Genomic DNA, 12558 nt, shown 5'->3' on the forward strand with positions numbered 1-12558 from the left:
CAGGCGCGGGAGCCCGTAATTTTAACAGTCATGCGGCTCAGACATGGACGTGTTCGCCCGCCTGCGGCACCATTCCCGGTTACAGGCCGGATTTGCCGGCGAGGAATACCGATGCAAGCAAGGCAGCGACGGATGGCACGCGGATGGCTGGGTCAGTGGATGGGCCTGTGGTTGACAGGCCTGCTGTTGCTGGCGGGAAATGCCCTGGCACAACGGGTGGAGGGCGATCGCGCGGCTGCACAAGGGGCTTATGAGGCCGAGGTGCCGGTGCACAATCAGACCGATGGCGAGCGCGATAAGGCGTTTGCGCGCGCCTTGGCGCAGGTATTGGGCAATGTCACTGGCGATCGCGGCGCAGCAGCGCGCGGCGGGGTGCGTGAAGAATTGGCCAAAGCCAAGAATTATGTGGATGGCTATGACTATCGCCAGGACGAGGGCGTGTCGGCTACCGGGGCTCCCAGCTTCCAGACCACCCTGGTGGTGCGCTTCAAGCCAGCGGACGTGGATGATTTGGTTGCGATGCTGGGCCTGCCTAGCTGGCCATTGCCGCATCCCAAACCGGTGTTGTGGCTGGGGATTGACGATGGCAGCGGGCCACGGCTGGTGGGTTTGGGGCAGGCCAACGCGGCGCGCTCGGCATTGGACCAAGCCAAGCTGCGTGGCTATGCCTTGGGTCTACCGGCAGGCAACGCCGCCGAACAAGCGGCCATCGGTGCGATCTGGCGTGGCGACACCGCTGCCGTGACTGCATTGTCCAAACGCTACAGCCCGCCGATGCAGCTGATCGGCAAGCTGCGCCGGAGTGGTTCGGGCTGGGTGGCGGACTGGACATTCGTGGACAACGGCAAGGTGCTGGGGAGTTGGCAATCGAGCAATGTGGATGCGCGTCGGGCGATGGCCGGGGGGGCCGACGGTGCGGCAGATGCTTTGTTCAAGCGTTATGCGCGTGCGGGGAGTAGTGGCACCCCAGGGGTGTATCGGGTGCAGGTGCTGGGGATTCATGGGACGGATGACTACCTGCGCCTTGCGGGTTATCTGGATAGCGTGTCCATCGTCCGTCGTGTGGTGCCGGTAAGCGCCAACCCCGACAGATTGGAGTTGGACCTGGAGCTGACCACCGGAGTTGCCAATTTCAGCAAATATGTTGCACGAGGCAGCGTGCTGAGCGTGGTGCCAGCAGGGGATGCCGATAGTAGTGCATCCGCCATCAGCATCTACCAGATGGCAGGGGGTTAATCATGCATCGCGACGAAGATCTGGCCACGATCGCCACCTTCTACCGGCGGGTGCAGTGGTCGGCGCTGACGGTAGGGGTGTTGTGGGTGGTGTGGCTGTTGGCCCCGATTCTCAGTCCATTCGTGATTGCAGCGATCCTGGGATGGCTGGGGGATCCGATGGTGGATCGGCTGGAAGCGCGACGGATCAGCCGCAATACCGCGGTGATTCTGGTCTTCGGGGCAATGACCGTGGTACTGCTGGTGGTGGCCGTGCTGTTGATCCCGGTGCTGGAAGATCAGGTCATGACCCTGATCAATTCACTGCCAGGCTATCGTGATTGGTTCGTGGGGACAGCATTGCCTTGGGTGGAGCATCGTACCGGTCTGCAAATCCTGTCATGGCTGGATCCGGAGCGTCTGTTCGTGCTGATTCGCGAACATTGGCAGAGCGCCGGTGGTGCGGCAAGCACGCTACTGGGGTATGTCTCCCGTCCCGGATTTGCCTTGCTCGGCTGGCTGGCCAATATCGTCCTGTTGCCGGTGTTGAGCTTTTTCTTCCTGCGGGATTGGGACTTGATCATGGGCCGGATCGGCTTGCTGGTGCCGCGCGATCATTTCGATACCGTGCGCCGGCTGGCACTGGAATCCAACGAAGTCCTGGGTGGATTCCTGCGTGGGCAGATGTTGGTAATGCTGATTCTGGGCTTGCTGTACGCGCTGGGTTTGTGGCTGGTGGGTCTGGACTTGGGCATCCTGATCGGGCTGCTTGCTGGGCTGCTGACCTTTGTGCCGTATCTGGGGCCGGCGTTCATCGTGCTGTTTGGTGGTATTGCCGCGTTGGTGCAGTTCGGGGACTGGCAGCATTTGGCTGGGGTCGGCGTGGTGTTTGCCGTTGGCCAGTTGGTAGAGAGCTTTGTGCTGACCCCCATGCTGGTGGGCGATCGCATTGGCCTGCACCCGATGGCGGTGATCTTTGCGGTGATGGCCGGTGGCACCTTGTTCGGTTTCCTCGGCATGTTGCTGGCGTTGCCGGTAGCGGCAGTCGTCAATGTGCTGCTGCGCTATACGCAAGAGCGTTATCGGCAAAGCCGGCTGTATGCCGGTGACACTCCCGTGATCTTGCTGGATGCCGGATTGTCGGAAGCATCAATCGAAAGTAATCACGACGCCTCCGAAGCTTGAAATGAACCATTCCGTACCGCAGTTGCCGCTGGCGCTGCGTTATCCACCTGAACAGCGCTTCGACACTTATCTGCAGGCACCGGTTGGCTTGCAGGAACACTTGCGGGCGTTGGCCGAAACACAGCAAGGGGATGCCATATTCCTGCATGGGGAGACCGGAGCCGGCAAAACACATTTGCTGGTGGCCGCCTGTGCTACTGCCGGTGCGTTGGGGCATATGCCGGCCTATTTGGGCTTGAAGCACTTGCGGGGAAGGTTGGCGACCGCCTGCGAGGGGTTGGACAACGCGGCACTGGTGGTAGTGGATGATGTGGATGCGATCGCCGGTGTGCGCGAGGATGAAGTCGCGTTGTTCCATCTTCACAATCGCATGCGTGATGCCGGTTATGCGTTGCTGTATGCGGCCACCTTACCCCCAAATGAGATGCCGCTGGTATTGCCGGATTTGCGCTCGCGTTTTGCCCAATGCTCGTGCTGGGCTTTGTCACAATTGGACGATGCCGGGCGCACCGAATTACTGCGTCAGCGTGCCGCTGCCCGTGGCCTGGATTTTGACGATGCCGCGCTGGAGTGGCTGCTGCGCAGGGCCAGCCGCGATCTTGGTAGTTTGACTGCGATCTTCGAACGGCTCGACCACGCCTCGCTGGCTGCGCAGCGGCGCTTGACCGTGCCGTTTTTGCGGCAGGTGTTGGGGGGGTAGCAAGCCTTCCCTTGCAAGGGAAGCAGAGCCGTCACGCGCAGGCGCGCAACTCTGCATCGAGTATCGCCAACCGGTCCGGCGTGCCCACATCGGTCCAGCGCCCGTGGTGGTGTGTGCCAGTAACGCCTGCGCGGGCCATGGCGGCGCGCAGCAGTGGGGCCAGTTTGAAGCGCGGTGGCGTGGCGTGTGCGCCGCTGGCATCCCCGATCACGCGGCGCCAATCTTCAAACAGGCTTGGGCGATACATGCCAATACCGGCGAAGGTGAGTTTTGCTTCGCCATCGGAGTGCACCACACCGGCTGCGCTGAGTGCAAAGTCGCCCCGCGGGTTGTGTTCCGGGTTGTCCACCAAGAGCAGATGCGCTCGCCCCACCGGTTCCCGCGGCAGGGTGGAGAAATCGGCATCGCACCAGATATCCCCATTGACCGCGAGGAATGGCGCAGCGCCCAGCACGGGCAGCGCATGCCAGATGCCGCCGCCGGTTTCCAGTGGCCTGTCACCTTCGAACGAATACGAGATACGCAGTCCCCATTGCCCACCATCACCCAGCGTGGCCGGAAATTGCGCGGCCAGCCACGAGGTATTGATGACCACATCACGGACACCCAGCGCCGCCAGTTTTTCCAGATGCCAGACGATCAGCGGTTTGCCGCCGACGTTCAGCAGTGGCTTGGGCGTGTGGTCGGTGAGTGGGCGCATGCGCTCGCCTAGGCCGGCGGCAAAAATGAGCGCTTTCATGTCGTCACCTTGGCAAAGGCCGGTTTGAGGGTGCGTTCCAGCAGGGCTTGCAAGGGCTGAAGTGCAGCGTATTTGGGCACCACGGCGTCCAGGTACGTGAAAAAGCGCGGGGCATCGGCCAGATAGCGCGGTTTGCCATCACGATGGTGCAAGCGCGCGAAAATGCCGAGAATTTTCAGGTGCCGCTGCACGCCGCACCAGTCGGCATCCCGGATGAATTTGGCCAGCCCCGGCACCGGCAACCCTGCTTGCATGGCGCGTGCGTGATAGTGCTGCAGCCAGCCTTCCACGCGGGGTTCCGGCCAGCTTGAAAAGGCATCGCGCAGCAAGCTGACCGGGTCATAGGCAATCGGGCCGTGCACCATGTCCTGAAAGTCCAGCACCGCCGGGCCGGCGTCAAGCGGCATCAGATTGCGCAGCATGTAATCGCGATGGGTGGGCACGCGGGCCTGCGCCAGCGCGTTATCCATCAGTCGGCGCTGCGCCAGTTGCAGGCATTCGCTATCGGCGCAATCCAGGTGGATGCCCAAGTGTTTGCCGATAAACCACTCTTCGAACAAACCTGCATCGCGCTGCAATAACGCTTCGCCGAATACCGGGAAATCGGAGGGCAGTGCAAGCGATTGCAGACGGATCAATTGGGTGATGGCGGCATCGATCAGCCCATCGGCATTGGCATCGGTGATGACTTGCGCCACGGTGGGGCCACCAAGGTCTTCCAGGATCAAGAAGCCCTGTACTTCATCGCGTGCCAATACCTGCGGCACGCGCACGCCAGTGGCGTCCAGCAGATCCCGCACCCGCAGCCATGGGCGCAGGTCCTCCTTGTCGGGTGGGGCATCCATCACCACCCGGGACGGGGTGACGCCCTCGGTGCGCCAATAGCTGCGAAAGCCGGCGTCGGTGGATGCGCGTTGCAGTTGCACATGGGGATCCCCCAATGCCGTGCGTGTCCAATGCAGGCGAAGGGCGGCGCGGGGGGCGGTTTCAGGTGTGCTCATGGGCAAAGGGTAAACTGCCACATCGATTCCAGCGAGGCAGACATGACCCCACTTCAACCCGTATTGCTCTCTGGCGGCTCCGGCACGCGGTTGTGGCCGTTGTCGCGGGAAGCCTATCCCAAGCAGTTTTTGCCGCTGGTGGGCAACGACACCATGCTGCAGGCCACATGGCAGCGCGTGCAGGCGATTGCCAGTTGTGCGCCGATTGTGGTGGCGGGTGAAGACCACCGCTTTCTGGTGGCCGAGCAACTGCGTCAGATTGGCGCACCCACACCTGCCATCGTGTTGGAACCGATGGGCCGCAATACTGCGCCGGCCATTGCTGCGGCCGCGCTGCAAGCGATGGCTGCGGGCCAGGACCCGGTATTGCTGGTGTTGCCATCCGATCATGTGGTGCGCGATGCCGCAGCGTTTCGTGCGGCCGTACAGCAAGCCTTGCCGGCGGCGGAAGCGGGTGCGCTGGTGACGTTCGGCATTGTGCCCAATGCGCCGGAAACCGGGTTTGGTTATATCCAGGCCGAGGCCGGTCAGGGGGTGTGCAAGGTGTTGCGGTTCGTCGAAAAGCCTGATGCCGTCACCGCGCAGCACTATCTGGACGCAGGTAGCTACTTCTGGAATAGCGGCATGTTTTTGCTGCGTGCTTCGCGCTATCTGCAGGAACTGGCACGTTTTCGGCCGGACATCGTGGACGCGGTGCGCACGGCGTTTGCAAGCGCGGCACGCGATGGCGATTTCATCCGGCTGGACAAGGCGGCATTCGCACAATGCCCGTCTGATTCGATCGATTATGCGGTGATGGAACATACCGATGCTGCCTGCGTGTTGCCGGTGGATATCGGCTGGAATGATGTGGGTTCGTGGTCGGCGCTGTGGGAGGTCAGTACCCAGGATGGCGAGGGCAATGCGCACCACGGCGATGTGATTGCAATCGACAGCCGCAATAGCTATGCCTATGCGCGGCGGTTGGTGGCGCTGGTAGGGGTGGACGATCTGGTGGTGGTGGACACCGACGATGCCGTGCTGGTGGCGCACAAGGACAAGGTGCAACAGGTCAAGGACGTGGTGGCCAAACTCAAGGCCGAGCAGCGTTCGCAAGCGGTGCTGCATCGCGAAGTACACCGGCCGTGGGGCAGCTACGACTCGATCGACATGGCGGATGGCTTTCAGGTCAAGCGCATCAAGGTCAAACCCGGTGCGCGCCTATCCCTGCAATCGCATACCCGCCGCGCCGAACATTGGGTCGTGGTACGCGGCACTGCGCGGGTGACCCGCGACAACGACGTGTTCGAACTGTTCGCCAACCAGAGCGCCTACATCCCGATCGGCGCCAAGCACCGGCTGGAGAATCCCGGCGGCGAGATGCTGGAACTGATCGAGGTGCAGTCCGGCGATTACCTGGGCGAGGACGACATCGTCCGCTATGAGGATGTATACGGGCGTTCGTAACGGTGTGTGGTGCGTGCGTTCTCTCGCGGCCGCGTTCCCGCGGGCACTGCCTTCCGCGAATGTCCCCCGGCATTGGCCGGTGGCCAATGCCTCCTCCTTGATTTCGCTGCAGGCAGCGCCCGCGGGAACGCGGCTTGGGAGATTGCGGCGTGTGAAGTATGTGCCCCTCCCGCATCGCGGGAGGGGTTCTTGTCCGCTGCGGATTGGGGTGGCTCAGCCCAGGCTGGCCAGCCACTCGTCGTCGCTGCCCTCGTTGATGTCGGCGAACAGCGGGCTGGAGAAATAGCGCTCGCCGGTGTCCGGCAGCATCGCCAGCAGCACGCTGCCTTCCGGTGCGGTTTCGGCGATCTGCAGCGCGGTGGCGGCAGTGGCGCCGGCGGAGATGCCGACGAAAATGCCTTCCTCGGTCGCCAAGCGGCGTGCGGTGGCGAAGGCGTCGTCGTCGCTGACGGTGCGCAGTTCGTCATACGCATTGCGATTGAGCACGGCAGGTACGAAGTCCGGCGTCCAGCCCTGGATTTTGTGCGGCTTCCATTCGTCGCCTTTCAGCAGTGCCGCGCCGGCAGGTTCAGTACCGATGATGCGCACATCCGGGCGCGCCACTTTCAACACTTCGCCGACGCCGGTCAGAGTGCCGCCACTGCCCCAACCACTGACGAAATAATCCAGCCGCTGGCCGGCGAAATCGCGCAGGATTTCGGTGGCGGTGGTGCTGCGGTGATAGGCCGGGTTGGCGGGATTGGTGAATTGACTGGCCCAGAACCAACCGTGTTTTTCGGCAAGTTCCTTGGCTTTTTCCACCATCCCGGTACCGCGGGCGGCGGCGGGGGTCAGGATGACTTTGGCACCGTAGGCGCGCATGGCCTTGCGGCGCTCGATGGAGAAGGTTTCGGTCATCACCGCCACGAATTTGTAGCCGCGTGCCGCCGCCACCATCGCCAGCGCAATGCCGGTGTTGCCGGAGGTGGCTTCCACAATGGTATCGCCTGGCTTCAGCAGGCCGCGCTGTTCGGCATCCAGCACGATCCCCAGCGCCAGCCGGTCCTTGACCGAGCCACCGGGATTGAAGGCTTCGGCCTTCACATAGACGCTGACATGCGCAGGTGCCAGCCGATTGAGTTTGATGATGGGGGTGTTGCCGATGGTGGCGGTGATGCTGTTGTAGAGGGCCATGTGGGCGGTGTCCTTGTGATGGCGAATGCGGGAAGAAAGATCAGGCGGCGTGGGCGAGCAGCGGCGGTTGACAGCGCGCATCGGCAGCGGTCAGCGGCGGCGCGCCAAACCAATGCAGCTGGGTGGCCAATGCGGCCACTTCGCCGATGATGAGCAGTGCCGGTGCCAGCACGGCGTGAAGCCGGGCCAGCTCGGGCAGTTCAGCCAAGCTGCCGGCCACCACGCGCTGCTGTGGGCGGCTGCCGTGTTCGATCAAGGCAAACGGCGTGCTGACTGCGCAGCCGTGGGCGATCAATTTGTCGCGCAGGGCAGACAGGCCTGTCACGCCCATGTAGAACGCCAGGGTTTGCTGCGGTTTGGCCAGCGCGGTCCAGTCGTGTTCGGTCGCGCCGGATTTGCCTTGTGCGGTCAGGATGCGCAGCGATTGCGCATGCGCGCGATGGGTCAGCGGGATCCCTGCATACGCCGCGCAAGCCACTGCCGCGGTGATGCCGGGGACCACTTCATAGCCGATGCCTGCGGCGCGCAGGGCTTGCAGTTCTTCGCCGCCGCGGCCGAACACGAACGGATCGCCACCTTTCAAACGCACCACGCGCTTGCCGGCATTGGCCAATTCAATCATCAGTGCGTGGATGCGCGCCTGGGTGGCATCGTGATCGCCGCCAATGTGTTTGCCCACTTCAATTCGCTCGGCATCGCGGCGTGCCAACGCCAGTACCTCGGCACTGACCAGGCGGTCGTGCAGGATGACATCGGCATCATTCAACACCCGCAGCGCACGCAGTGTCAGCAGGCCGGGGTCGCCGGGACCTGCACCCACCAGCGCCACGCTGCCTTGCACATACCTTGCACCAGCGTACAACTCGGCCTCGATTGCGTGCTGCGCCGCCACTGCTTGGCCGCGCCGCAGCAGCGCCTGCGCCGGGCCAGTCAATACCCGCCGGAAGAATGTGCGGCGTGCGGACAGGTCCGGCAGGCGGTTGCGAATGCGGCCGCGCAATTGGCTGAGCAATTGCGCCAGTGCGCCCACCGCATCATCAAACTGAAGCTCCAATTGCTCGCGTAGATGACGCGCCAACATGGGCGATGCGCCGCCGCTGGAAATGGCAATCTGCAACGGCCCGCGTTGCACCCGCGCCGGCAGCTGCGCGCTGGCCAGTGCGGCATCGTCCACCACATTGGCCCACACCTGCCGCGCCTGCGCAGCATCGGCCACGGCGCGGTTGACGCCGGCATCGTCGGTGGCGGCAATCACCAGCCATGCGCCCTCCAGTTGCGTGGGGGCGAAGGTGGTGGCGAGGTGGGTGATGTGCCGGTGCGATACCAGCGCCGCCAGCCCTGGTTCCAGTGCATTGGCCACCACCTGCACGGTGGCCCCCGCCTCCAGCAAGGCCGCGATTTTGCGGGCTGCAACGGCACCGCCACCGACCACCAGCACGCGGCGGCCGCGCAGGTCGAGAAACAGCGGAAACAGCGGGGGCGGGGGTGCGGTTTGCATCCCGTCACGCTAGGCCTGTTGGCGGGGACATGGAAATAGCGGGCTGGATTTTACTTATGCACTTATGGCATAAGCCTTGACTAGGAATGCTTGCAGACTCCGATATAATCAATCGCTATATTCGAATGTAGCGATATATGAGTGCCATGCCATGACCCTGACCCAGCTTCGCTATCTTGTTGCCATCGCCGATTCCAACTTCAACATCACCCAGGCGGCCGAGCGCGTGCACGCGACCCAGCCGGGGCTGTCCAAGCAGCTCAAGCAGCTGGAAGATGAGTTGGGTTTCCAATTGTTTTTGCGCAAGGGCCGCAGCTTGGAAGGGGTGGCTCCGGCGGGCGTCAAGATCATCGACAGCGCCCGCAAGATCCTCGCCGAGGCGGCCAATATCCGCAGTTATGCGTCCAACGAGCGCGGCGAATTTCGCGGCCGCCTGTTGCTGGCCACCACCCACACGCAAGCGCGCTATGTGTTGCCGAAGGTGATTGCCGACGTCACCCGTCGCTACCCGCACGTCAGCGTGGACTTGTTTGCCGCCGGTGATGCCGAGGTGTTGGAGAAATTGGACGAAGCCGATTTCGGCCTGATCAGCACCGCCGGCAGTACCCCGCAAACCAATGGCGTAGCGGTGCCGTTGTTCCGCTGGCGGCGCGTGTTGCTGGTGCAAAAAACACACCCGTTGGCGACCAGGAAGCGGGTGCCCACCTTGCTGGAATTGGCGCGCTATCCGTTGATTTCGTATGAATCTTCGACCTTGCCGGAATCCTCCTTGCAGCGTGCGTTTGCGGCGGTAGGCGTGCAGCCCCAGATTGCGATGACCGCGCGTGATGCCAACCTGATCAAGGCCTACGTACGCACCGGACTGGGTGCGGGCTTGCTGGCCGAAATGGCGGTGGGTGAGCGGGAAGACGATGACCTGCGGGTGATCGACGCGCCGCTGGAGCTCCCCGAGTGCATCACCTGGGCGGTGGTGCCGCGTGGCCGCGTACTGCGCGAATACGCACTGGAGCTGTTGCATGGCCTGGCCCCGCACATGGATCGGCATGACTTGCGCCGTATTCTGGAAGGCAACCAGCCGCCGGAGTGGCCGGAATTGCCGCGTTGGCAGGCGGAACAGTCATAGCGCCCTCACAAATCAAAATGCAGCCCGCATTCGCGGCGCAGGCCGAAGAAGCGGGTGCTGGAGGCGTCCATGCCCGGTTGCAATGGGCGAGTGGTGTGCACGTCTCCTACCGAGACGTAGCCTTGTTGCAGTAGCGGGTGTTCGGGCAAGTCGTGTTGCAGGATGTAGGCGCCGATATCGATATCCGACCAGTCTGCAATCGGGTGGAATTTGAAGCGGCCATCCTTGATTTCAAGAATGGCGATGTGCTTGCGCGATGCCGATTGCTCGCGGCGCAGGCCGGCATGCCAGCAGCGCACATTCAAATCTTGCAGGGCACGTTGCATCGGTTGCACTTTGCGCAGCTGGTTGTAACGGGCGATGCCGTCGCTGCCGGCGTCCCACAGCTTGCCCAGGCGGGTTTCCATCCAACTGCTACTCAGCTGTGCTTGATAGACCTGCAAGTTCAGCCCGAGCAGGCCAGTGAGTTGGTCGGCGTAGCGGTAGGTTTCCGGAAACAGATAGCCGGTATCGACCATGATCACGGGGATGTTGGGCGCAGTCGTTGCAAAAAGATGCAGCGAGACCGCCGACTGCACACCAAAACTGGTCGAAAGTGCGTGCACGCCGGGCAGGTGTTGCAGTGCCCATTGGATGCGTTGTTGTGCATTCAATGGAATGAGCGTGGCATTGAGTTCGGCCAAATCGTCTGCGGTGAGCGATGCCGGGTCAAGTGCGCGTGCAGACACGGAAACGGGGGCGAGATGTGGGGCGAGTTGGGCGTTCATGGCGACACGTGGGGTACAACGCGAACATGGGTGGGATAGGGTGGCAGCGCGACGACTTCGGCGCGATGCAGGAAGTCGCCGAAGTGTTCATCGGGCTGGCGTTCTGCGGCATAACGGGCCAGCAGCGGGTCAAGGGCTTCGATGATCTGTGCTTCGGTGATGTTGTCACGGTACAAGGTGTTGAGCCGGGTGCCGCGATGATCGCCGCCCAGCATCAGGCTGTAGCGGCCAGGGGCCTTGCCGACCAGCGCAATTTCCGCCAGGTACGGGCGCGAGCAGCCATTCGGGCAGCCGGAAATGCGCAGCACGATGGGCGTATCGCGCAGGCCGTGTTTGACCAACAGCGGCTCCATCACGGCGAGCAAGGTGGGCAGGTAGCGTTCGGCTTCGGCCATCGCCAAGGCGCAAGTGGGCAGCGCCACGCAGGCCACGGCGCTGCGCGCCAGCGCGGTGGGGGCGTTGTTCTCGCGATCCAGCTGGTACTGCGCGACCAAGGCGTCGATCTGTGCGCGCTGGGCCTCGGGGACGCCGGCGATGATCACGTTCTGGTTGCAGGTCATGCGAAATTGCCCGGTATGTATCTTGGCGATTTCACGCAGGCCGGTGAGCAGCGGGCGACCGTCTTCAAAGTCGGCAATGCGCCCGGACGGCAGTGACAGGGTGAGGTGCCACAGCCCGTTTTCGCCTTCCACCCAACCAAAGCGGTCGCCGTTGTGGTCGAAGTGATACGGGCGTGCGGCTTGCAGGGTGAAGCCGGCGCGTGCTTGCATCATCGCCACGATCTTGTCGCTGCCGTGATCGTCGATGGTGTATTTGAAGCGGGCGTGCTTGCGGTCCTCGCGGTCACCCAAATCCCGTTGCACGGTAATGGCGGCTTCGGCGATGGCGAACACTTGCTCGGGGCTGACAAAACCAATCACATTGGCCACGCGCGGGTAGTGTGCGGCGATGCCGTGGCTGGCACCCATGCTGCCGCCAATGGCGACATTGAAGCCGCTCAAGTTGCCGGTTGCATCAACGATGGCAATCAGGCCCAAGTCATTGGCGAACACGTCCACATCGTTCAGTGGGGGCACTGCCACCGCGATTTTGAATTTACGTGGCAGGTAGGCATCGCCGTAGATCGGTTCGTGCTCAACACCGCTTTCGGCAACCTTGTCTTCGTCCAACCAGATTTCATAATACGCACGCGTGGCGGGTTTGAAATGCGCGGACAAGCGTTGTGCCCAATCGTGTACTTGCGCATGCAATGCCGATTGCTGCGGGTTGCTGGAGGCCAGTACATTGCGATTGACATCGCCGCAAGCGGAAATGGTGTCCATCGCCGCCGCATTGATCGCGGCCATGGTGGCTTTCAGATCCCGCTTGATGACGCCATGGATCTGGAAGGTCTGGCGGGTGGTGACGCGCAGCGAATGGTTGGCATACGTCGTGGCGATGGCGTCCAGCCCCAGCCATTGCTGCGGTGTGAACACGCCGCCCGGCGCGCGGATGCGGATCATGAATTGATGCGCAGGTTCCAGTTTCTGGCGGCGACGTTCGTCACGCAGGTCGCGGTCGTCTTGCTGGTAGCTGCCGTGAAACTTGATGGTGCGCTGGTCTTCAAACCCCAGCGAGCCGGTGCTGGCATCGTGCAAGCCCGCGACCATGCCGCCACGCAGATGGCGACTTTCCAGTTTGATTTTTTCGACGGAAGGATGGCTCATGGTGTT

At 62.8% G+C, this 12558-nt stretch carries 11 protein-coding genes; 5 read left to right on the plus strand and 6 right to left on the minus strand.

From position 1 onward, the window contains the following. The first annotated feature begins 159 nt into the window (after window positions 1-159). The 3 genes from K7B09_RS03905 to hda are packed head-to-tail and all read left to right on the plus strand — an operon-like array spanning window position 160 to window position 3099. Entirely contained in the window at window positions 160-1236 is a 1077-nt protein-coding gene (locus tag K7B09_RS03905) for a DUF2066 domain-containing protein (RefSeq protein ID WP_223627734.1), read from the plus strand. 2 nt (window positions 1237-1238) lie between these two features. Next, a complete protein-coding gene (locus tag K7B09_RS03910; RefSeq protein WP_223626965.1) occupies window positions 1239-2399 on the plus strand; it encodes an AI-2E family transporter in 1161 nt (386 codons plus the stop codon). A 1-nt stretch (window position 2400) separates the two neighbouring features. Next, complete coding sequence (gene hda / locus K7B09_RS03915) at window positions 2401-3099, plus strand: DnaA regulatory inactivator Hda (RefSeq protein WP_223626967.1); 699 nt, start codon at window positions 2401-2403, stop codon at window positions 3097-3099. 31 nt (window positions 3100-3130) lie between these two features. Here the strand turns inward: hda and murU are convergent, their stop codons facing one another. Both murU and K7B09_RS03925 read right to left on the minus strand, forming a co-directional pair. Continuing rightward, complete coding sequence (gene murU / locus K7B09_RS03920) at window positions 3131-3838, minus strand: N-acetylmuramate alpha-1-phosphate uridylyltransferase MurU (RefSeq protein WP_223626969.1); 708 nt, start codon at window positions 3836-3838, stop codon at window positions 3131-3133. Continuing rightward, window positions 3835-4839, minus strand: a complete 1005-nt coding sequence (locus K7B09_RS03925; RefSeq protein WP_223626971.1) for an aminoglycoside phosphotransferase family protein — start codon at window positions 4837-4839, stop codon at window positions 3835-3837. Before K7B09_RS03925 ends, murU begins: the two co-directional genes overlap by 4 nt. Before the next feature lie 42 nt (window positions 4840-4881). Between K7B09_RS03925 and K7B09_RS03930 the strand changes: the two genes are divergently transcribed. Then, window positions 4882-6285: a mannose-1-phosphate guanylyltransferase/mannose-6-phosphate isomerase gene (locus tag K7B09_RS03930; protein WP_223626973.1), complete on the plus strand. Its 1404-nt coding sequence runs from the start codon at window positions 4882-4884 to the stop codon at window positions 6283-6285. A 213-nt stretch (window positions 6286-6498) separates the two neighbouring features. Here the strand turns inward: K7B09_RS03930 and cysK are convergent, their stop codons facing one another. Beyond that, window positions 6499-7458: a cysteine synthase A gene (gene cysK / locus K7B09_RS03935; protein WP_223626975.1), complete on the minus strand. Its 960-nt coding sequence runs from the start codon at window positions 7456-7458 to the stop codon at window positions 6499-6501. A gap of 40 nt (window positions 7459-7498) precedes the next feature. Next, on the minus strand, window positions 7499-8956 hold the full coding sequence (gene cysG / locus K7B09_RS03940) for a siroheme synthase CysG (RefSeq protein WP_223626977.1): 1458 nt from the start codon (window positions 8954-8956) through the stop codon (window positions 7499-7501). A gap of 151 nt (window positions 8957-9107) precedes the next feature. On the opposite strand from cysG, the gene K7B09_RS03945 reads away from it, so the two are divergent. Further along, a complete protein-coding gene (locus K7B09_RS03945) occupies window positions 9108-10079 on the plus strand; it encodes a LysR substrate-binding domain-containing protein (protein ID WP_223626979.1) in 972 nt (323 codons plus the stop codon). A 5-nt stretch (window positions 10080-10084) separates the two neighbouring features. On the opposite strand, the gene K7B09_RS03950 is transcribed toward K7B09_RS03945, so the two are convergent. Together K7B09_RS03950 and cysI are read right to left on the minus strand one after the other, a co-directional pair. Next, window positions 10085-10846: a phosphoadenylyl-sulfate reductase gene (locus tag K7B09_RS03950; protein WP_223626981.1), complete on the minus strand. Its 762-nt coding sequence runs from the start codon at window positions 10844-10846 to the stop codon at window positions 10085-10087. Further along, window positions 10843-12552, minus strand: coding sequence for an assimilatory sulfite reductase (NADPH) hemoprotein subunit (gene cysI, locus K7B09_RS03955; protein ID WP_223626983.1), 1710 nt, complete (start codon window positions 12550-12552; stop codon window positions 10843-10845). The genes K7B09_RS03950 and cysI overlap by 4 nt, the downstream gene beginning before the upstream one ends. Between the last annotated feature and the right edge of the window lie 6 nt (window positions 12553-12558).

This window comes from Thermomonas beijingensis, from assembly GCF_020034655.1.
GTDB classification, from domain to species: domain Bacteria; phylum Pseudomonadota; class Gammaproteobacteria; order Xanthomonadales; family Xanthomonadaceae; genus Thermomonas; species Thermomonas beijingensis.

Bases quoted from the DNA above. Each gene is read 5' to 3' on its own strand.
- K7B09_RS03905 (WP_223627734.1), top strand. From the start codon at position 160: ATGGGCCTGTGGTTGACAGGCCTGCTGTTGCTGGCGGGAAATGCCCTG.
- K7B09_RS03910 (WP_223626965.1), top strand. From the start codon at position 1,239: ATGCATCGCGACGAAGATCTGGCCACGATCGCCACCTTCTACCGGCGG.
- hda (WP_223626967.1), top strand. From the start codon at position 2,401: ATGAACCATTCCGTACCGCAGTTGCCGCTGGCGCTGCGTTATCCACCT.
- murU (WP_223626969.1), bottom strand. From the start codon at position 3,838: ATGAAAGCGCTCATTTTTGCCGCCGGCCTAGGCGAGCGCATGCGCCCA.
- K7B09_RS03925 (WP_223626971.1), bottom strand. From the start codon at position 4,839: ATGAGCACACCTGAAACCGCCCCCCGCGCCGCCCTTCGCCTGCATTGG.
- K7B09_RS03930 (WP_223626973.1), top strand. From the start codon at position 4,882: ATGACCCCACTTCAACCCGTATTGCTCTCTGGCGGCTCCGGCACGCGG.
- cysK (WP_223626975.1), bottom strand. From the start codon at position 7,458: ATGGCCCTCTACAACAGCATCACCGCCACCATCGGCAACACCCCCATC.
- cysG (WP_223626977.1), bottom strand. From the start codon at position 8,956: ATGCAAACCGCACCCCCGCCCCCGCTGTTTCCGCTGTTTCTCGACCTG.
- K7B09_RS03945 (WP_223626979.1), top strand. From the start codon at position 9,108: ATGACCCTGACCCAGCTTCGCTATCTTGTTGCCATCGCCGATTCCAAC.
- K7B09_RS03950 (WP_223626981.1), bottom strand. From the start codon at position 10,846: ATGAACGCCCAACTCGCCCCACATCTCGCCCCCGTTTCCGTGTCTGCA.
- cysI (WP_223626983.1), bottom strand. From the start codon at position 12,552: ATGAGCCATCCTTCCGTCGAAAAAATCAAACTGGAAAGTCGCCATCTG.